We start from the raw sequence: 20,851 nt of genomic DNA on the forward strand, positions 1-20,851 counted from the left end.
CGCAAACGCCCGGCACCGACCATGCCTATAGTGCGGCATGACCTACCAACTCCACTACTGGCCCAGCATCCAGGGCCGCGGCGAATTCATCCGTCTGGCGCTTGAGGCCGCTGGCGCACCTTATGTGGACGTGGCGCGCGGCAAAGACGGCGATGGGCAGGGCCTGGCGCCGCTGCTCCACCTTCTGCAAGACGAGTCGGTTATCCGCCCGCCGTTTGCCTGCCCGGTGCTGGTACACGGCAAACTGGCCATCAACCAGACCGCCGCCATCCTGCTGTACCTGGGCCCGCGCCTCAAGCTGATCGGCGCCAGCGAGGCCGACCGCCTGTGGGCGCACCAGATTCAGCTCACCATGGCCGACGCCGTGAGCGAGGCGCACAACACGCACCACCCGGTGAGCACGAGTCTGTACTACAAAGACCAGAAACCGGAGGCAGCCCGCGCCGCAAAAACATTTCGCACCGAGCGCATGCCCAAGTACCTGGGCTGGCTGGAGGCCGTGCTGGCGCGCAACCCAAAAGGCGACAAACACCTGGTGGGCGCGCGGCTGAGCTATGCCGACTTGTCACTGTTCCAGCTGGTGGAGGGTCTGCGCTATGCCTTCCCCAAGGCGACCACGCGCGCCCTGAAGAAGACCCCGCGGGTGCTGGCGCTGCGTGACCGTGTGGCCCAGCACCAGCGCGTGGCGGCTTACCTGCGCAGTGATCGGCGCATTGCGTTCAACGAGGACGGGATTTTTCGGTGTTATCCGGAGTTGGATGGGTGAGGGGGAGTTTGCGGGCATGCAGTGCAATATGGGTATTAGCGCTAAACAGTTCTCTGGCCACCCAAACTTAAAACGTTGAGTTTCACACTGCAGCCGTGATGAGTTCGAATTGCGATCTTGGCAAATCAGCGTCGCCGTGGCGCTCACGACCACGAAAGCATGAGGTGAACCATCAATCACTTTCAAGTAACGCCGCGAATAGCGAACGTCAGGAGCATCCACGCGCACGCAATCATGGATTCACTTCGCGCTATCAAACTGATTCAGGTTACCTGCGACCGATCTGGCGCCCCAACAATGCGTTGCCCCGTATTTGCACGAACCTTAATGGCGACCTAGCGTCATCAATATGTGTCGATATTTTTTACAGTAGTCACTCAACTACAACCCAATACACATGTAACACTTTGTTTCTGATAGGGATTTTTTTTTGGCACGAACAATGCTTTTATTTCTATATGCAGCGCGGCTTGCTTTTGTCCTTTAACAAAGAATATGGAATTTATATGCTTTCAAATTTGAAAATCGTGGCTGCATCATTTGCGATGCTTCTGGCTACTTCGGGATCGGCTAACGCGACCATCATCACAAAGACGACCGATTTCATTGCCGACGGAACACGAACCCACTTCAATGGATTCGAGGCCATCCCAAACGATGGAGTCCATTTCACGGGCGGAAGCAGTCCTTATAGCGAAGGCGGAATCACTGTTCAGCAGATCAATGGGGATTCTGGCAACGATATTTGGATCGGCTACAACTTTTGGTCAGGCGCTTCAGGCAAGACTTGGTACCCCGACGGCGCCGATTTCGGCTACACCAAAATAACGCTGTCCAGTGGTTTAGATTTTGTCGATGTCGGTTTTAATGTTGGAACGGGCGGCAATGCCTCACTTACTGTCTTCGAACTGTTCAACGATGGAGTGATTGTCCTTGCCGGGACTTCACCGATGTCGACAAGCTACCTCGGATTTTCGGGTGGAGGATTTGACACCATCCTTATTCGGGACAACTATGGCAGCTCCAACTCAAATGTTGCGGATGGCTCGAATCAGGCACTTGCGATTGATAGCATTGAAACCCAAGGACGAACCATTCCTGAACCCGCCACACTGAGTCTTCTGGGTCTGGGTCTGGCCGGTCTGTTTTTCAGTCGCCGCCGCAAGGTCTGAGCGTCGTTCGAGCAACGTCAATACGGCGACTTCAGTCGCCGTTTGCTTTGAGCGAGCAAGTTTACAGTCCCCAATGCCAATGTTGCGTTTGGGTGAACCAGTTCGGCCAAGTGAGTGTCTCCTGACGGTCGCAGACCAAAGGCATGTCGAATTTGCCAGTCGGGCCCGGGCCACTCATCACTCCTGCGGGTCAGTTGGCGCCAATCCCAGACTCACACCCATTCAGTTCGCACCAGACATTAGCTATTAAAAATATAGCAACCTCCCCACGCCCCACCTGGGCTACAGCCCCATCAAGCACTCACCACCACGCGCAGCACCTCGTTCCCATAAGCTTCAAGCTTCTTCGCCCCAATGCCGGTGATGCCCTGCAAGTCGTCCAGCGAATGCGGGGCGCGTTCGGCAATGGCTTCCAGGGTGGCGTCGTGAAAAATCACGTAGGCGGGCAGGTTGTGTTCTTTGGCGACTTCGGCGCGCCAGGCCTTCAGGGCCACGTAGCGGTTTTGGCCGTCGGCGTCCAGTGACGCGGGGACCTTGGCGGGCGCGCTGGCGCTGCCGCGCTTGACCCGGCGCTCGCCCGGGGTGGAGACCGATTCGCGCAGTTGCACCGCCACCTCGCCCTTGAGCACAGCGCGCGAGCCGTCGGTGAGCTGCAGGGTGTTGTAGGCCTCGGCGTCTACCGCCACGGCGCCAATGGCGATGAGCTGGCGCAGCACGCCGCGCAACTGCACTTCACTCAGGTCCGAACCAATGCCAAAGGTGCTCAGCGTTTCATGCCCGCGCTGGGTGACCTTGTCGGTCGTCTTGCCGCGCAGGATGTCCATGATGTGGCCCGCGCCGTAGCTGATGCCGCCCATTTGCTGCACGCGGTAAATGGTGCTGAGCAGCTTGCGGGCGGCGTCGGTGCCGTCCCACACGGCGGGCGGGTGCAGGCAGTTGTCGCAGTTGCCGCAGGGTTTGCTCACCTCGTCAAAGTAGGTGAGCAGGCGCACGCGGCGGCAGTCGGTGGCCTCGGCCAGGCCCAACAGCGCATCCAACTTGCCGCGCAGGCCTTGCTTGAATTCTTCGCTGGCGGGGCTCTCGTCAATCATGCGGCGCTGGTTCACCACGTCTTGCAGGCCGTAGCACATCCAGGCGTCGGCGGGCTCGCCGTCGCGCCCGGCGCGGCCGGTTTCCTGGTAGTAGCCTTCGATGTTTTTGGGCATGTCCAGGTGGGCGACAAAGCGCACGTCGGGCTTGTCAATGCCCATGCCAAAGGCGATGGTGGCCACCATCACAATGCCCTCGCTGCGCAGAAAACGGTCCTGGTTGGCCTGGCGTACTTTCACGTCCAGCCCGGCGTGGTAGGGCAGCGCGTCAATGCCCTCGTCGCACAGCGTCTGGGCAATCTCTTCCACCCGCTTGCGCGACTGGCAATACACCACACCGGCGTCGCCCATGTGCTCGTTCATGATGAAACGCAGCAGCTGTTGCGTGGCCTGCGTCTTCTCCACAATGGTGTAGCTGATGTTGGGGCGGTCAAAGCTGCTGACAAACTGCTGGGCGTTCTGCAGTTGCAGGCGCTCCACGATGTCGGCGCGCGTGAGTGCATCGGCCGTGGCGGTGAGTGCAATGCGCGGCACGTTGGGGTAGCGCTCGTGCAGCACCGTCAGGGCGCGGTATTCGGGCCGGAAATCGTGGCCCCACTGGCTCACGCAGTGGGCCTCGTCAATGGCAAACAGGCTTAAGCGGCCACGCTCATAGAGCGAGTCGAGTTGGGCCAGAAAGCGCGCGGTGGTCACGCGCTCGGGCGCGGCGTACAGCAGGGTGATGTCGCCGCGCAGCAGACGCTTCTCAATCTGCGAGGCTTCTTCGCCCGACAGGGTGGAGTTCAAGTACTCGGCACTCACCCCGGCCTCGTGCAATGCGCCGACCTGGTCGTGCATCAGCGCAATCAGCGGCGAGATCACCACGGTGATGCCCTGCCCGGCCTGCTCGCGCGCAATGGCCGGTATCTGGTAACACAGCGACTTGCCGCCGCCGGTGGGCATCAGCACTAGGGCGTCGCCGCCGATCACCACGTGTTCGATGATGGCTTGCTGTGGACCACGGAACGCGCCGTAGCCAAAGACTTCTTGGAGGATGAGGTGAATGGACAAAATCTACTTGCTATTAAATTTATAGCTGCTTGCGCACGTTCTATAAGGGCTAGATGCCTAAATCGTCAATATTTTGAAACCAGGGGCGTGTCGGGCAGTAAGCGCCCCGGCATCGGTTGGCCCAATTGTCCCACCCGCCGCATGGCCAGCCCCCGGCTTTCTACAATAGCGGGCTATGAAAGCACTCCAATACACCCGTGGTCAGGCCCTGCCTGGAATTTTGCAAACCCGTATCGCCATTCTTGATGGCGCCATGGGCACCATGATTCAGCGCTTCAAGCTCAACGAAGAACAGTACCGGGGCGAGCGCTTCAAGGACTTTCACAAAGACGTCAAAGGCAACAACGAGTTGCTCTCGCTCACGCGCCCGGACGTGATCAGCGACATTCATGAGCGCTACCTGGCCGCTGGCGCCGACATGATCGAGACCAACACCTTTGGCGCCACCACCGTGGCCCAGGCCGATTACGACATGGCCGAACTGGCGCGCGAGATGAATTTCGAGTCCGCCAAACTGGCTCGCGCCGCCTGTGACAAGTTCTCCACCCCGGAGCGGCCCCGCTTTGTGCTCGGCGCCCTGGGCCCCACGCCCAAAACCGCCAGCATCAGCCCCGATGTGAACGACCCCGGCGCCCGTAACGTGAGCTTTGAGCAACTGCGCGCCGCCTACTACGAGCAGGTCGAGGCGCTGGTGGAAGGCGGCAGCGACGCGTTGCTGGTCGAAACCATTTTTGACACGCTCAACGCCAAGGCCGCCCTGTTTGCCATCGACGAATACTTTGAAGCCTCGGGCGAGCGCCTGCCGCTCATCATCAGCGGCACGGTGACGGATGCGTCCGGCCGTATTTTGAGCGGCCAGACCGTCACGGCTTTCTGGTACAGCGTGCGCCACGCCCAGCCACTGGCCGTGGGCCTGAACTGCGCCCTGGGTGCGGCGCTGATGCGCCCCTACATCCAGGAACTGGCGCGCGTGGCGCCCGACACCTTCATCAGCTGCTACCCCAACGCCGGCCTGCCCAACCCCATGAGCGACACCGGCTTTGACGAAACCCCCGAAGACACCAGCCGCCTGCTGCACGAGTTTGCGTTGGAGGGCCTGGTCAACATCGTGGGCGGCTGCTGCGGCACCACGCCCGAGCACATTGGCGCTATCCGCGAGGCGGTCACGCCGCTGCCAGGGCGCGTGGTGCAAAAGTCGGTCTTCTACAAAGAAGCAGCCTGACCTCAATTGGCATGCGAAGCGCTACGGCGCCTGGAACGTCAGTCCCAGCACCTTGCCCGCAACGCAGGCTCCCTGAACCTGTCCGCCCATGACGCCGGCGCGAAAGTGAATACCCGCGTACAACCGTGACATGGAGGCCTCATTGGCCGCAGCCTTGAAACTCTTGAAAGTGCGCGGGCCCCAGCCTCGGTCGTTGTGGGTGTTGTCGGTGAAAGCGGTTTTCGTGCCAAAAATCGCTCCCAGCACGCCTGCGGCTGCGCCGGATTGCACCGAATGGGCTGAGGGGTACTCCGGAAACGGTGGCGTGTGCATCAGCGTCGGCACCCAGTTGCTGTCCATCACCAATTGCACATAAGTCACCGGGCGCATCAGGTTCACCGCGTATTTGGTGTGCCACGCCGCAATGAACGCATCTGCCATGGCCAGGTTGAGGCGCGCGTAGGTCTCGGCCGCATCGGCCATGCTGGCATTACGCTGCTTCAGTAAATCATTGGCGATAAAGACCCAGTGCCCGCCTGGCGTTGGCGTTTTACCTGGATCGTCGGCCCAATACAGCGCAAACTGGCGTTGCTCCTGGCTGGCCTGGTTGCTCAGGCGGTAAACCTCGGCCGCCTCTTTGTAGAAGGCAGAGGTGGGCTCCTCGGAATAGGCCGGTGGCGGGGGCGCCACACACTCCGCGCCGGTTTTCAACACAAAGGGGCGCACCTCACCCCACCACGGCAACAAGGGGGGCGCAAATGTCGGCGGCGTGGCCGACCATTTGCCGGGCCCGCTGGGCGGCACGTAGTTGGCTTGACTGCGGCGCAGCGGGCCCCACGCTTCGTGCCCACCGTCGGTGCGGGCCCAGGTCATGATGGCCATCGCCATGAGCTTGCCAAAGGTCTCGGACCGGTTGTTGATCTCAGGAGTGACCGTGACAGGATCGAAGTCCTGGCTGTATTTGAGGGGCAGGCTGCGCTCCAGCAAGTCGACGCGGGCCTTGTTCTCTGCACTGGCGTTGCTGAACATCATGCGGGTCATGGTGGCCAGCGAGGCATTTGCCACTGTCGGCCAGTGCAAGGGCTCGTCGGGCTGCGCACAGGGCAGCGACGCCAGTTCATTGAGTTGCCCGGCCAGGCTGATGTTCCGGGGCATGCCGGGCACCACCGACTCATAAAGGGTGAGGCCCAGATAGCCCAGCGCGCGGGCCGCCACTGGCGGGCTGAACCCCGGTGTTTGCTGGGTCAACAGCAACGCCAGTTGAAACCACTCGGTAGCCACCGCGGCGCTGTAGGCGCTGGCCGGTTTTGCCGGGGCTGGCGTGACGCTTTGGCCGTGGGCGGCGAGCGCACCCAGAAGGCCCATGACCAGCAGCGCTTGCTTCAGGGATTTTTTCATGGTGCTTTCCATGCGCTTGCGCCACGGGCCTGGTCGATGACATAAAACCCGTCAGACGCCAACGGCATCCAATCGCTCCAGTCGCCGTGCGGCCACTGGACCCGCAGCTTGACCTCCTTGGCAACACCCACGCCAAAATGCATCCACCCCATGTGACCGCTGGCGTGCCCGCCGCCGACGGTCAATTCCTGCCGAATCACGCGGCCCCCTGCGGCATCCCCCAGGTTCACCTCTACCCAACTGCCCACCGCATCACGGTTGCCTGCGGGCTGGCTCAAACGCACCTGAAGCCAGTGGCCGATGGGCAGTGGCTGCTCAGGGCCGCCCGCGCCCACGTTGCGCCACAGCTGCGCCTTGTCCCAGCGGTTGACGACCAGGAGATCGAGCATGCCGTCGCCATTCAGGTCCACCGCCATGCCGCCGCGGCCGCGCTTGAAGCTGGCAACCCCAGCGGTCTGGCCCACCTCGGTAAACGTGCCGTCCGGGCGTTGCAGCAACAGGTTGTTGGGGTCCAGCGTGGCGAAATCGGGCATGGTGGAGACATTGCCTTTGACGATGAAGAGGTCGGCATAGCCGTCGTTGTTCATATCGGCAAACTGGGCGTGCCAGGCGGTAGAGGGATGCACATCACCGCCCACATAGGGACGGTGCGCGGTGGCACCCCGTTTGTAGGCGGTGTCCACATAACGGGGTTGGGTGGTGTCCGCCTCCAGCTGCTGGAGCTTGTTGTCAGACATGCTGGTGAGAAACACCTCCGGGCGGCCATCGCCGTCCAAGTCGTGGCTGGCAATGCCCATGCCCCAGATTTGCAGCGGCTTCCAGCCATCGACGGCGGCAAATAGGGTGGGTGCCGTGCCGGGCTTGAAGGACCACAGTTGCTCCTGACCATTTTTGTAGTACTCGCGGTCATTGCTGACCCGCAGTGCGGCGGCGCCTGAACGATTCCAGTCAGAGAACAGCATGGACAGGGCGCAGTGCCCCGGAACCAGAGGTGTCGGTGGCGCGTAGCTGCCACCTCCAGCGGACGGTCGCAGTAACAGGCCGGGCGTGCAACTGCCCCAGGGAACCTCAGGTTTGGTGCGGTCCACATACGTGCCCAGAGCCATGGTGGGCCAGTTCTGCCCGCGCTCCCAGGTGGCTGAAAACGCGGTGTGCCAACCGTTGCTACTCTGGAACGACCAGGCGTCATTGGCGCGCGCAAACTTGCACGCGCCCAAGCCCCGATACACCTGAACCTCGCCCACGCGCAGCACCACGAGGTCCGTGTGACCGTCGCCGTCAATGTCCAGCGGGTAGGCACCAATCGCGTTGGTGAGTTCCAGGCCGGAGCGCTCCTCCTGGAGTTTGATCGCGCTGCCACGCTGACTGCGGTTCCGGTAGAACTTGGACTTGTTGACGCCCGCGGTGACATACACCTCCGGCAGACCGTCACCATCGCAATCGAAGGTCGCAACGCCGCCGCCAACCATGAATTCACCCTCACCCTCGAAACGACTTTGCAAACCAGCGATATCAGTCTCTTCGACAAAGCGTGGAACTGGAGGCGTCGCTGGCTGCGCACCCGCGTCCATCTGCGAGCCAAACAGACCGCAGGCCAGGAGCAGCGCCAGCGTTTTTTGGGTGGGCAAGCAACTGCCAAATGAGTAGGCCAAAGGATTCAATTCAAAAGACTTTCGTGGGCGAGGTGCAGGCAGCGAGGGCGGGTGATAGACAAGAGAAAGTCGCCTGCGATTTTATTTAAGTTCGATTTAAAAACTAAGTAGGGTTTTCACCCATGGGACGGGTGGAAACACTCGACAGGCTTCGTCCTGAGCGTGACCAACTCCAGCTTAGGGTTAGTCCCGATGCGAGCAAAAATTGCGCTTACCTACAATTAGTGCATCGCTCGAACAAATAACCGGGCGATACACCAAAACCGCGCCGGACACAGGCGCAACTATCGGAGACAAGCATGAAACTGAAACACCATCTAAGCGTATTGGCCCTCGGTCTGACGGCCATGAGCGCATTTGCCCAAACCACCATTGGCGTCAGTTGGTCCAATTTCCAGGAAGAGCGCTGGAAAACGGACGAGGCCGCCATGAAGGCGCAGTTCGCGAAAACCGGTGCCAAGTACATCAGCGCTGACGCGGGTGGTTCGCCTGAAAAACAGCTCGCCGACATCGACAGCCTGATCTCCAAAGGCGCCAAGGCCTTGATCATTCTGGCCATGGACAAAGACGCCATCCTGCCAGCTATCAACAAGGCCAACCAGCAAAAGATTCCCGTGGTGGCATATGACCGCCTGATCGAAGCACCCGGCGTGTTCTACATCACGTTTGACAACGTCGAAGTGGGCCGCATGCAGGCACGCGCCATCCTGGCGGCCAAGCCCAAGGGCAACTACGTGATGATCAAGGGCTCCCCCACGGACCCGAACGCCGACTTTTTGCGCGGTGGCCAGCAGGAGATCATTGATGCGGCCGTGAAAAAAGGCGACATCAAGATCGTCGGCGAGGAATACACCGACGGCTGGAAGCCTGAAGTGGCCCAGAAAAACATGGAACAAATCATCACCAAAACAGGCGGCAAAATTGACGCCGTGGTGGCTTCCAACGACGGCACGGCCGGTGGCGTTGTCGCAGCGCTGAGCGCCAAGGGCATGAAAGGCATTCCCGTGTCAGGCCAGGACGGCGACCATGCCGCACTGAACCGCGTGGCATTGGGCACCCAAACCGTGTCCGTCTGGAAAGATGCACGCGATCTGGGCAAAGACGCCGCAGCGGCAGCCGTGTCTTTGGCCGGAGGCAACAAGGTTGCCGGGGCAAACACCTGGAACGGTGGCGAGAAAAAGGTGGCTCTGCAGGCTCAGTTTCTCAAGCCTGTCGCCGTTACCCGCTCGAACCTTGACGTGGTCGTCAAGGCTGGGTGGATCACCAAAGATGCTTTGTGCAAGGGTGTAGCGGCGGCCACTGCGCCGGCGGCCTGCAAATAAGCCGTAGCTCGGCAATAACCTAGAAAAGCCGCGGGTTGTCAGCCCGCGGCCTCAATTTAACCCCTTGCGCAGCAAGGGGGTTCCTGCGGAGAACGCTCGTGAGCCAACCCTTGTTATCCCTCAAGCAGGCTGCCATTGACTGGCGCCTGGTGATGATGGGTGCCGTTTTGGCGGCCATCGCCCTCACCTTCAATATTTTGTCGGAGGGCGTCTTTCTGTCACCAGAAAATCTTTACAACATCGTGCAACAAACCGCGGTGGTGGGCATCGTGGCTGCAGTGGTGGTGCTGGTCATCGTGGCGCGGCACATCGATTTGTCGGTCGGCTCCATCATGGGCTTTGTCGGGGTTTTGATTGCCACCCTGCAATACACCGCGGGCTGGACCTGGCAAGAAGCGTCGCTCGCGGGGCTGGCCGCAGGCATTGCGGCCTCCATGTACCAGGGGGCGCTGACCGCTGTACTGGGTGTGCCTTCTTTTGTGGTCACGCTGGGCGGCTTGATGTCGTTCCGGGGTGCCGCCTTTCTGGTCGCAGATGGCAAAACACAGCCGGTAAATGATCAGTTTTTCCAGCGCCTGGGCGGCGGTTTCAACGGTGCCATTGGCTCCACGGCCACGTGGGTGATTGCCGCTCTGGTCAGCGTAGCGCTGGTTCTGGTCATGCTGAACAAACGCCGGGCCAAACAGCGCCACGGCATTCCCAATGCGCCACTGTGGCTCGACGCGGCGATGGTGTCAGTGCCTGTGGTCATCGTGATGGCGTTTGCAGCCACCATGAACGCCTACCGAATTCCCAGCAAGGACGAGGCGCAAGGCATTCCGATTCCCGTCCTGATCTGGGCCGGGGTGGCCTTCACTCTGTCGTTTCTGGTGCATCGGACGCGCTTTGGCCGCTATGTGTTTGCCATGGGTGGCAACCCGGAAGCAGCAGCCCTGGTGGGTATTCCGGTGCGTCGTGTGACGTTGATGCTGTTTGCCTTGATGGGTGTGCTGATCACCATCGCGGCCATCGTCTCCATCGCCCGGCTCAATGCAGGCACCAACTCGCTGGGCACCAGCCTGGAGCTGTATGTCATTGCCGCGGCCGTGATTGGTGGCACGGCGCTGGCTGGCGGCAGTGGGTCCATTTTGGGCTCGGTATTGGGCGCCTTGATCATGCAGTCGATCGACAGCGGCATGCTGCTGCTGGATGTGTCCATTGGCGTGCGTTACGTCATCATCGGCCAGGTGCTGATTGCTGCAGTGGTGTTTGACGTGCTGTACCGTAAATTCACAGGAGACCTGGCATGAACACGACCTACCAAGAACCTGTTGCCACGCAGTATGTGGCGCCAGCAGATGCGTCGCGCTGTCTTGTCGAAATGCGCAATATCTGCAAGGCATTTGGCGGCGTTCACGCGGTTGAAAATGTCAGCATCAACCTGTTCCCCGGTGAGGTGGTGGCCCTGCTGGGTCACAACGGAGCCGGCAAGTCCACCCTCATGAAAATGCTGGCCGGAGCCTACCCGATTGACAGCGGTGAGGTCATCATCAATGGCGAAAAAGTCCACCTGCGCACTCCACTGGATGCCCAGCGCGCCGGCATCGAATCGATTTACCAGACGCTGGCCCTGGCGGACAACCTTGACGCCGTGGCCAACCTGTTTTTGGGGCGTGAACTGTTGACCCGGTGGAACACATTGGATGACCACCGCATGGACGCCGGGGCGCGCAAGGTGTTTGAGCGCCTGAACAAGAACTTCAAGAATGTGCGAACCCCGGTGCGCCGCCTCTCGGGCGGTCAACGCCAGGTTGTCGCCATCTCGCGAGCGATCTACTTCAACGCGCGGATTCTGATCATGGACGAGCCCACGGCGGCACTCGGACCTGAGGAAACCGCCATGGTGGGCAACCTCGTGAAACAACTCAAAAGTGAAGGCGTGGGCATCTTCCTGATTACCCATGACATGCCGGACGTTTTTGCATTGAGCGACCGCCTGGCCGTCATGAAAAACGGGGGACTGGTGGGCACCTACCGCACGCAGGATGTGACCGAAGATGAGGTGCTGGGGATGATCATTGGGGGCAAGAAGCCTGAGGGTAAGGTACAGGCCCACACAGCCCTTTGAAAATCCTTTGAATCTCATGAAAACGACCGGCGATCAGCAACTTGTCAAACGCATCAACCGCAGTGTTTTGCTGCGCCTGCTGCGCACCCAGCCCGGGCTGTCGCGCGCACAACTGGCGCAGGAAAGTGGTTTGACAAAATCCACAGTCAGCTTGCTGGTGCGCGAGCTGATCGAAGAAAACTGGCTCACCGAGACCTCCGTTGTGGCAGCCAGTGGGCTGGGCAGACCCTCGACGCCTTTGCATATTGATGCTCGCTCCCGCGCCCTGATTGGCGTTGAGATCGCAGTGGAGGCGCTGCGCGTGGTCTGCGTTTCCCTGCTGGGCAAGGTGCTGTGGTCAGCGGAGGAACCTCTGCTCAGTACCGAGCCCGATGCCGTGTGCCAGCAGACGGCGGCATTGGCTGCCCGCGCCCATAGCTTGCTGGTCTCCTGGGGAGTGCAACTCACGGGCATGGGTGTCGGTCTGCCTGGCGCATTTGACGAGACCACGGGCCAAGTGCGCTTTGCCGCCAACCTGGGCTGGCGCAATGTTGATTTCTTGCCCATGATCACGCTGGCTTTGGAGCAAGCCAGGCTGCCCGCTATGCCTGTGCATGTGCAAAACGAAGCCGACACGGCCGCCCTGAGCGAATACGAATTTGCCGAAGGCCATGCGGAAGACTCCCTGATTTTTGTGACCTGCGGTGCTGGTGTGGGCGCTGGCATTGTGCTGAACGACCGCCTGTTCACCGGGGTCCAAGGCATGGCCGGCGAGATTGGGCACAGCACGCTGCAGATCGACGGCGACCTGTGCTCCTGCGGCCGCAAGGGATGCGCTGAGACATTTTTTGGGTCGAAAGCGCTTGCCAGGCAACAAGACGCCAGCTACGGCGGCCGCTATCTGGGCCTGGTGCTGCACAACCTGTGGACCACGTTCGACCCTAGCGTGCTGGTCGTAGGCGGTCCCTCGTGTGACAAGTTTCCAAATATCGTGGAGGTGGCGCAAGCCACCTTGCAAGACTACGCCACGCAGGCGCGCATGGCGCCGCCACCCGTGCGCAAAGCGCGCTATGGACTGTGGGCCTCAGCCGTCGGGGCCGCAGCTCTCGTGCTGCATCACTACCTGCGCCCCATGCATGCCAATGCCAAGGGCGCCGCACTGGCGCAAAGCGCAGGCGCAGACCGTTCTCTTTAATACTTAAAAACTCATATGACCATGTTTATCGGAATCGACGTTGGCACCTCGGAAGTCAAGGCTTTGTTGCTCAGCGACACGCACCACATTGTGGGCTCGGCAGGCGCAGCCCTCACCGTGTCGCGGCCACACCCCGGCCACAGCGAACAGCAGCCGCAGGACTGGTGGAGGGCCACCCAGACGGCACTGGCTGAATTGCGCCAGGCCCACCCGCAGGAATGGGCGGCAGTTACCGGTATCGGTTTGTCCGGGCAGATGCACGGTGCCGTGCTGCTGGATGACCACGACCGTGTGCTTCGCCCGGCGATTTTGTGGAACGACACACGCTGCGCAGCTGAATGCACCGAGATGATGGCCGAGATGTCGGGCTTGCCCGCCCTGGCCGGCAGTCTGGCCATGCCCGGATTCACCGCACCCAAATTGCGCTGGGTCGCACGCCATGAGCCTGACATCTTCAAACGCATCGCCAAGGTCTTGCTGCCCAAGGACTATGTGCGGCTGATGCTCACGGGCGACTATGTGAGCGACATGTCCGACGCCAGCGGAACGCTATGGCTGGACGTGCAACAACGCGCGTGGTCAGACGACTTGCTGGCACTCTCGGGCTTGACGCAAAAGCAGATGCCCCGTTTGGTGGAAGGCAGCGAGGCGGGTGGCGTGCTCAAGGCCGACGTCGCCCAATCCCTGGGGCTGCGCAACTCAGTGGTCGTGGCAGGCGGCGCCGGTGACAATGCCGCCAGCGCCGTGGGTATGGGTGCCACACAGCCTGGCCAGGGATTTTTGTCGCTGGGCACCAGCGGCGTGCTGTTTGTCGTGACGCCCAGCTACCAGCCCAACGCGGCCAGTGCCACACACGCTTTTTGCCACGCGTTGCCAAGCCGCTGGCATCAGATGAGCGTGATGCTCTCCGCTGCCAGTGCCCTGCAATGGGTCACCAGCTTACTGGGTGCGTCTTCCGAAGGTGCGCTGGCCCAACAGGCCGAATCATTGACTTTGTCCCAACGCGCCAGCGCGCCAATTTTTTTGCCCTATCTGGGTGGCGAACGCACACCGCACAACGATGCCAATGTGCGAGGCAGCGTGCATGGGCTCAGCTTCGACACCGATGCCACCCACCTGGCCTATGCCGTGATGGAAGGCGTGACCTTTGGCTTGCGTGACGGACTGGCTGCCCTCAATGCCGCAGGCAGCAAGGTGCAACGCCTGTCCCTCGTGGGTGGCGGCGCACGCAGTGCACTGTGGGCCCAACAACTGGCCTCCAGTCTGAACGTGGAGATCGTGACGCATGGCAGCTCTGCCGTGGGCGGTGCGTTGGGCGCAGCGCGCCTGGGGTGGTTGGCCACAGGGGCCACGCCAAACACGGTTTGCCTGAGCCCCGAAGTGACGGCGCAGTACACGCCAGACGCTGCCGAACAAGCCATGCTGGCGCCGCGCTATGAACGCTTCCGGTCGCTTTTCATACCCTCGTAAAACGCGAAAAAGTAAACCCAACACCCACACCTCACACTGACTGAAGAAGGAAACCTGCCATGTCCACCTATTTTGAAAACACCGCCCCGATCCGCTGCGAAGGACCGGACTCCGCTAATCCATTGGCCTTCAAGTGGTATGACCGTGACCGCATGGTGATGGGCAAGCGCATGGAAGACCACCTGCGCTTTGCGGTGTGTTACTGGCACAGCTTCTGCTGGAACGGCTCGGACCCCTTTGGCGGTGACAGCTTCGAGCGCCCGTGGCACCACATGGCTGACCCGATGGCGGCGGCCCGTGTCAAAGCGGACGTCGCGTTTGAATTTTTTGCCAAACTGGGTGCGCCCTACTACTGCTTCCACGACCGCGATGTCGCGCCTGAAGGCGCCACGCCACGGGACAGCGTGAACCAGTTGCGCGAGATGGTCGATGTGCTGGGCGCCAAGCAGCAGGCCACGGGCATGAAACTGCTGTGGGGCACGGCCAACCTGTTCAGTCACCGCCGCTTCATGTCAGGGGCATCCACCAACCCCAACCCGGAGATCTTTGCACTGGCGGCACTTCAAGTCAAAGAGGCGATGGACGCCACGCTCAAACTGGGCGGTGAAAACTATGTGCTGTGGGGTGGCCGCGAAGGCTACGAGACCCTGCTCAATACCCGCATCGGCCATGAGCTGGACCAGATGGGCCGCTTCCTCAACATGGTGGTGGAGTACAAACACAAGATTGGCTTCAAGGGCGCGATTCTGCTGGAACCCAAGCCACGCGAACCCTCCAAACACCAGTATGACTTTGACACTGCCACGGTGTACGGCTTCCTGTGCCGCTACGGCCTGGACAAGGAAGTCAAGGTCAACATCGAGGCCAACCACGCGACACTGTCGGGCCACAGCTTTGAGCATGAAATTGCCACGGCCGTGGACCTGGGGATCTTCGGCTCGATCGACATGAACCGTGGCGACATGCAGTGCGCGTGGGACACAGACCAGTTCCCCAATAACATTCCCGAGACTGCACTCGCGATGTACCTGATCCTCAAGGGCGGCGGCTTCACCAGCGGCGGAATCAATTTCGATGCCAAGGTGCGCCGTCAGTCCATCGACCCGGAAGACCTGTTCCACGGTCACATTGGCGGAATGGACGTGTCCGCACGAGCCCTCCTGATTGCAGAAAAAATGATCACGGATGGCCAACTTGAGAAGTCTCTTGAGGACCGTTACGCAGGATGGAAGAAGCCATTCGGGCAAAGTGTGCTGGAGGGAAGAATGTCGCTGGATGAAGTAGCCGCCCAGGTACTGACACACAACACAGACACCCGTCCAGTTTCGGGGCGTCAAGAACGCCTGGAGAACTTGTTGAACACCTACCTCTGACCTGCGGGTGTATCTGCCACATCACATGACGACGTTTCAACAGTGCCTGAGCATCTTCTTCAGTTTCAAAGCCTATGTGATGCTGCCCATCATCATCCTGCTGATCGGCCTGGCGGTGCGGGTTCCGATCAAACGGGCACTCCTCAGCACCGTGGCGCTGGCTGCGGGATTTGCCGGAGTGTTCATTGCCTTCAACTTCTTTGTGACGAACATCAGCCCTGCCGTGCAACAGCTGTCGACCGTCCGGGGCTTGACGTTCACCGTCCTGGATGTGGGCTGGCCGCCGCTGGCGGCCATCACCTGGGCCTCGCCGCTGGCGGCGATTTCGATTCCTCTGATCTTGATCGTCAACCTGCTCATGCTGGCCACCGGTCTGACCCGCACGATCTACATTGACATCTGGAACTACTGGCACTTTGCTTTCATCGGGGCATTGATCCTGAGCCTGTCAGGCAGCATGCTACTGGGCCTGTCGGCCACTTTGCTACTTGCCATCTACTGCTTCAAGATGACGGAGTGGACGGCCCCCGATGTTGAGCGGGAGATGGGGCTGGAAGGCATTTCAGCGTCGCCGATATCAGTCAATGGCATCGTTCCCTACACGGCATGTGTCGAGTGGCTGCTTGACCGTGTGCCAGGCATCAACAACATCTACTACAACCCGGAGCAGAATGGCAAGAATGAACTGGAAGAGGAGGCCTTGAGCCTCGTCGATCTGCTGAGCGAACCCATGGTGATCGGTTTCCTGATGGGCCTGGCACTGGCATGGGCTGCGGGGTATGGCGTCAAGGAAACGCTGGAGATGAGTGTCCACATCGCCGCTGTGATGTTCCTGCTGCCCAAGAGCGCAGGCTTGATTGGTGAAGCGATGATGCCCATCACCACGGCATTGCGGGATCAAGTGACACGTCACTTTCCGCACCGGAAAAATTTGATCGTGGCGCTGGATACCGGTTTTTTGATGAGTCAGAAATCCGTCATCATGACCGGGCTGATTTTGATGGCAATGGCCATTTTGATTGCCTTGATCTTGCCAGGCAACAAGTTGCTGCCTTTGGGTGATCTGCCAAACCTGATTTCAGTCATGTCCCTCTCCGTCCTGATGCTGCGCGGCAATGTGTTTCGGGCGGTACTGGCGGGCATCCCGGTGATCATCACTTTTCTGTTGATTTCCTCTGAGATGGCACCACTGATCACCGATCTGGCGCACCAGACGCCTTCATTCAATTCGCAAGGTCTGGGCGCCATCACAGCGTTCACCGACGGGGGGCATCAATTGCGATTTCTGTTGCTCAATCTGTACCAAGGCAAACTATGGGCCATCCCGGTACTGCTGGTGTTGCTGGCTGCGACCTATTTTTCCTGGCTACGTTTCAAGCGGCTTTCGGCCGAAATGAGCCGCCATTCACAGAACTGACATCGTCTACGGTGTCTGCTTTAATTGCCATCCATTACTTCAAGCGTTTTACTCACCATGAACAAAGTTAAATGGGGCGTGCTCAGCACGGCCAAAATCGGGCGCGAAAAAGTCATTCCAGCCCTGCAGATCAGCCAGTGGTGCGATGTCAGCGCCATTGCTTCGCGCTCACTGCCGCAGGCCCAGGCCGTAGCGACCGAGATGGGCATCCCCACCGCCTATGGCTCGTATGAAGAACTATTTGCCGACCCCGCGATCGAGGTCATCTACAACCCGTTGCCCAACGACCTGCATGTACCGATGACACTGGCTGCGGCCCGTGCAGGCAAGCATGTGCTGTGCGAAAAGCCTTTTTCGATGAATGCCGAAGAGGCGGCGCAGGTGCGCGAGGTGGCCGACAAGGTGCATATCATGGAGGCCTTCATGGTGCGTTTTCACCCGCAGTGGCTGCGCGCACGCGAGATTGTGCGCAGCGGTGCCCTGGGGGATTTGCGCACGGTGCAGGTGTTTTTTTCGTACTTCAACCGCCAGCCCGACAACATCCGCAACCGGGTGGAGGCGGGCGGTGGCGCGCTGTATGACATTGGCGGCTACGCCATCGTGGCGGGGCGTTTTCTGTTCGAAGCCGAGCCTTTGCGCGTCGTCGCCTTGATCGACCGTGACCCGGAATTCCAGACCGACCGCACCGTCACGGCCATGCTGGACTTTGGGCAGGGGCGCCGGCTGGACTTCACTGTGTCCACCCAGTCCGTGCCCTACCAGCGCGTGCAGGCCATTGGCACCAAACAGCGGCTGGAGATTGAAATCCCGTTCAACGCGCCCTTGGGCGACGCCACCCGCATTTTTGTGGACGATGCCCGTCTGCCAGGCGGTGCCTCTGCCGTGGCCGAGACGCTGGCCCCCTGCAACATGTACACCCTGCAGGGTGACGCGTTCTCGCAAGTGATTCGTGGCGAGATGCCCCTGCCCTACGGCGTGGAAGACGCGATTCTCAACATGCGGGTGATTGACGCGCTGTTCAAGTCCGGCAGCAGCGGACGCTGGGAAGACATCTAAAACGCCAGCAATAAAAAAAGGCAGAAAGACTTGCGTCTTCTGCCCTTGTGGATCTGTGCCGAGGCACAGATCACGCCGGTTTGACGATCAACCCTGAGCGGCCGCCAACGCGGCATTGAAGGTGCTGCTCGGGCGCATGATCGCCGTGACCTTGACCGGGTCGGCCAGGTAATAACCGCCAATGTCGACCGGCTGACCCTGCACGACCCTGAACTCTTCCACAATCTGCTGCTCGTTGTCGGCGAGCGACTTGGCCAGCGGCGCAAACTTCGCTTGCAGGTCTTTGTCGTCGGTCTGCGCGGCCATTGCCTGGGCCCAGTACATGGCCAGGTAGAAATGGCTGCCACGGTTGTCCAACTCGCCGGTGCGGGTTGAGGGACCTTTTTTGTGGTCCAGCAGCATGCCGGTCGCGTCGTCCAACGTTTTGGCCAAAATCGCAGCTTTCTTGTTGCCCGTCTTGAGGCTCAGGTCCTCCAGCGACACGGCCAACGCCAGAAACTCGCCCAGCGAATCCCAGCGCAGGTGGTTTTCTTCCACCAGCTGCTGCACATGCTTGGGGGCCGAGCCGCCCGCACCGGTTTCGTACATGCCGCCGCCAGCCATCAGGGGGACGATGGACAGCATCTTGGCCGAGGTGCCGAGTTCCATGATGGGGAACAGGTCGGTCAGGTAGTCGCGCAGGATGTTGCCGGTGGCGCTGATGGTATCCTGGCCGCGGATCACGCGCTCCAGGGTGTAGCGCATGGCGCGCACCTGGCTCATGATCTGGATGTCCAGGCCAGAAGTGTCGTGCTCGTGCAGGTACATCTTGACCTTGGTGATCAATTGGGCTTCGTGCGGGCGGTAGGCATCCAGCCAGAACACGGTGGGCATGCCGGAGTTGCGGGCGCGGTTAACGGCCAGCTTGACCCAGTCGCGGATGGCGGCGTCCTTGACCTGGCACATGCGCCAGATGTCGCCCGCTTCCACGTTCTGGCTCAGCAGCACTTCGCCGGTGGCCAGGTCGGTGATGTTGGCCACGCCGTCTTCAGCAATTTCAAAGGTCTTGTCGTGCGAGCCGTATTCTTCGGCCTGCTGGGCCATCAGGCCCACATTCGGCACCGTGCCCATCGTCTTGGGGTCGAACGCGCCGTGCCATTTGCAGAAGTTGATGATTTCCTGGTAGATACGGGCAAAGGTGGATTCGGGCATCACGGCCTTCACGTCCTTCAGGCGGCCATCGGCCCCCCACATCTTGCCGCCGCTGCGGATCATGGCGGGCATGGAGGCGTCCACGATCACGTCGTTGGGTGAATGGAAGTTGGTGATGCCCTTGGCCGAGTCCACCATGGCCAGCTCGGGGCGGTTGGCGTGACAGGCGTGCAGGTCTTTCAGCACTTCTTCGCGCTGGGACTGGGGCAACGTCGCCACCTTTTCGTACAGGTTGGCCATGCCATTGTTGACGTTGACACCGAGTTCATCAAACAAGGCGCCGTGCTTGGCAAATGCTTCGCGGTAGAAAATCTTCACGCAGTGGCCGAAGACGATGGGGTGCGACACCTTCATCATGGTGGCCTTGACGTGCAGCGAGAACATCACGCCGGTCTTGTGCGCGTCTTCGATTTCTTTTTCATAAAACTCGACCAGCGCCTTCTTGCTCATGAACATGCTGTCGATGACTTCACGGTCCAGCAGCGACACCTTGGGCTTGAGGATGACCGTCTTGCCGCTCTTGGTGACCAGCTCCATCTTCACGTCGCGGGCCTTGTCCAGCGTCAGGGACTTTTCACCGTGGTAGAAGTCGCCATGGTGCATGTGCGACACGTGGCTGCGCGAAGCCTGGCTCCACTCGGCCATGCTGTGCGGGTTCTTGCGGGCATATTCCTTGACGGCCTTGGGCGCGCGGCGGTCGGAGTTGCCCTCACGCAGCACGGGGTTGACAGCGCTGCCGGTGCACTTGGAGTAGCGGGCGCGGATGGCCTTGTCTTCGTCGGTCTTCGGATCTTCGGGAAAATCGGGAATGGCGTAGCCCTTGCCTTGCAGTTCCTTGATACAGGTTATCAGCTGACCCACCGAGGCGCTGATGTTGGGCAGCTTGATGATGTTGGTGTCCGACTCCAGGGTTTTTTTGCCCAATTCGGCCAATGTGTTGGGCACTTTTTGCGCATCTGCCAGGAACTCGGGGAATTCGGCCAGCACCCGCGCCGCCACCGAAATGTCGCTCTCGACAATGTCAATACCTGCCGGAGCGGCAAAGGTACGGATGATTGGCAGGAAAGAGTAGGTCGCCAGCAACGGCGCCTCATCCGTGAGTGTGTAAATGATTTTTGAGCTTGTCATTGCCGTCCTCTTGCGTGTGGTGGGGTTGATTTGTCGCGCCACTATATGGGATCAACCTTTCACAAGGCGGAAAGAATGCAAATTCAGCATAAAAACCAGCATTTTTTGCATCCGAAGGGGGTCCGCAAGCCATGCAGTTCGTCAAATCCGATCGCCGCCCATGCGGGCCCCCAAGCAAACCCTTAAAATAGTCAGCTTCCAAGGAGCGTTGCAGCAGGCCAGCCGCCTGTCAGGCTTGGAGTTTCCCAACGACGCTCACCTGAATTTAGTTAGCCACAGGTGAGTC

15 protein-coding genes and 1 riboswitch are annotated in these 20,851 nt (G+C 60.4%); of the genes, 11 read left to right on the forward strand and 4 right to left on the reverse strand.

The genetic code is table 11. The features are described 5' to 3' along the window. Positions 1 to 37 precede the first annotated feature (37 nt). Both AC097N_RS14560 and AC097N_RS14565 read left to right on the forward strand, forming a co-directional pair. The gene (locus tag AC097N_RS14560; RefSeq protein WP_479582099.1) at positions 38 to 766 is read left to right on the forward strand and encodes a glutathione S-transferase; all 729 of its coding nucleotides are present in this window, start codon (positions 38 to 40) and stop codon (positions 764 to 766) included. A gap of 407 nt (positions 767 to 1,173) precedes the next feature. Continuing rightward, positions 1,174 to 1,938 carry a PEP-CTERM sorting domain-containing protein gene (locus AC097N_RS14565; RefSeq protein WP_479582101.1) on the forward strand — a complete coding sequence of 255 codons (765 nt, stop codon included), beginning with the start codon at positions 1,174 to 1,176 and terminating at the stop codon, positions 1,936 to 1,938. Positions 1,939 to 2,231: 293 nt separating this feature from the next. On the opposite strand, the gene recQ is transcribed toward AC097N_RS14565, so the two are convergent. Beyond that, the gene (recQ, locus tag AC097N_RS14570) at positions 2,232 to 4,079 is read right to left on the reverse strand and encodes a DNA helicase RecQ (RefSeq protein ID WP_479582320.1); all 1,848 of its coding nucleotides are present in this window, start codon (positions 4,077 to 4,079) and stop codon (positions 2,232 to 2,234) included. A 172-nt stretch (positions 4,080 to 4,251) separates the two neighbouring features. On the opposite strand from recQ, the gene AC097N_RS14575 reads away from it, so the two are divergent. Further along, entirely contained in the window at positions 4,252 to 5,298 is a 1,047-nt protein-coding gene (locus tag AC097N_RS14575) for a homocysteine S-methyltransferase family protein (RefSeq protein WP_479582103.1), read from the forward strand. Positions 5,299 to 5,319: 21 nt separating this feature from the next. Here the strand turns inward: AC097N_RS14575 and AC097N_RS14580 are convergent, their stop codons facing one another. Together AC097N_RS14580 and AC097N_RS14585 are read right to left on the reverse strand one after the other, a co-directional pair. Further along, positions 5,320 to 6,675, reverse strand: a complete 1,356-nt coding sequence (locus tag AC097N_RS14580; RefSeq protein ID WP_479582105.1) for a vanadium-dependent haloperoxidase — start codon at positions 6,673 to 6,675, stop codon at positions 5,320 to 5,322. Further along, positions 6,672 to 8,303, reverse strand: coding sequence for a CRTAC1 family protein (locus AC097N_RS14585; protein WP_479582108.1), 1,632 nt, complete (start codon positions 8,301 to 8,303; stop codon positions 6,672 to 6,674). The genes AC097N_RS14580 and AC097N_RS14585 overlap by 4 nt, the downstream gene beginning before the upstream one ends. A 323-nt stretch (positions 8,304 to 8,626) precedes the next feature. On the opposite strand from AC097N_RS14585, the gene xylF reads away from it, so the two are divergent. The 8 genes from xylF to AC097N_RS14625 all read left to right on the forward strand — a co-directional run bounded on the left by xylF (position 8,627) and on the right by AC097N_RS14625 (position 18,246). Then, positions 8,627 to 9,649, forward strand: a complete 1,023-nt coding sequence (gene xylF / locus AC097N_RS14590; protein WP_479582110.1) for a D-xylose ABC transporter substrate-binding protein — start codon at positions 8,627 to 8,629, stop codon at positions 9,647 to 9,649. A 152-nt stretch (positions 9,650 to 9,801) separates the two neighbouring features. Then, positions 9,802 to 10,938 carry a sugar ABC transporter permease gene (locus AC097N_RS14595; RefSeq protein ID WP_479582322.1) on the forward strand — a complete coding sequence of 379 codons (1,137 nt, stop codon included), beginning with the start codon at positions 9,802 to 9,804 and terminating at the stop codon, positions 10,936 to 10,938. After that, positions 10,935 to 11,756: an ATP-binding cassette domain-containing protein gene (locus tag AC097N_RS14600; protein ID WP_479582113.1), complete on the forward strand. Its 822-nt coding sequence runs from the start codon at positions 10,935 to 10,937 to the stop codon at positions 11,754 to 11,756. Before AC097N_RS14595 ends, AC097N_RS14600 begins: the two co-directional genes overlap by 4 nt. Positions 11,757 to 11,772: 16 nt before the next feature. Further along, positions 11,773 to 12,930 (forward strand): ROK family transcriptional regulator, encoded by a 1,158-nt coding sequence (locus AC097N_RS14605; protein WP_479582115.1) that lies wholly within the window; start codon positions 11,773 to 11,775, stop codon positions 12,928 to 12,930. 21 nt (positions 12,931 to 12,951) lie between these two features. Next, positions 12,952 to 14,400, forward strand: coding sequence for a xylulokinase (xylB, locus tag AC097N_RS14610; RefSeq protein WP_479582118.1), 1,449 nt, complete (start codon positions 12,952 to 12,954; stop codon positions 14,398 to 14,400). A gap of 59 nt (positions 14,401 to 14,459) precedes the next feature. Then, positions 14,460 to 15,773 carry a xylose isomerase gene (gene xylA, locus AC097N_RS14615; RefSeq protein WP_479582121.1) on the forward strand — a complete coding sequence of 438 codons (1,314 nt, stop codon included), beginning with the start codon at positions 14,460 to 14,462 and terminating at the stop codon, positions 15,771 to 15,773. A gap of 25 nt (positions 15,774 to 15,798) precedes the next feature. After that, positions 15,799 to 17,190, forward strand: a complete 1,392-nt coding sequence (locus AC097N_RS14620; RefSeq protein ID WP_479582124.1) for a PTS transporter subunit IIC — start codon at positions 15,799 to 15,801, stop codon at positions 17,188 to 17,190. Between the two features lie 57 nt (positions 17,191 to 17,247). Then, on the forward strand, positions 17,248 to 18,246 hold the full coding sequence (locus AC097N_RS14625; protein ID WP_479582127.1) for a Gfo/Idh/MocA family protein: 999 nt from the start codon (positions 17,248 to 17,250) through the stop codon (positions 18,244 to 18,246). 87 nt (positions 18,247 to 18,333) lie between these two features. Here AC097N_RS14625 and AC097N_RS14630 read toward each other — a convergent pair whose 3' ends face one another. Beyond that, a complete protein-coding gene (locus AC097N_RS14630; protein ID WP_479582129.1) occupies positions 18,334 to 20,565 on the reverse strand; it encodes an NADP-dependent isocitrate dehydrogenase in 2,232 nt (743 codons plus the stop codon). A 194-nt stretch (positions 20,566 to 20,759) separates the two neighbouring features. Continuing rightward, a riboswitch (S-adenosyl-L-homocysteine riboswitch) is annotated at positions 20,760 to 20,829 on the forward strand. Positions 20,830 to 20,851 lie beyond the last annotated feature (22 nt).

It is taken from the genome of Rhodoferax sp. LS1R11 (genome assembly GCF_056521395.1).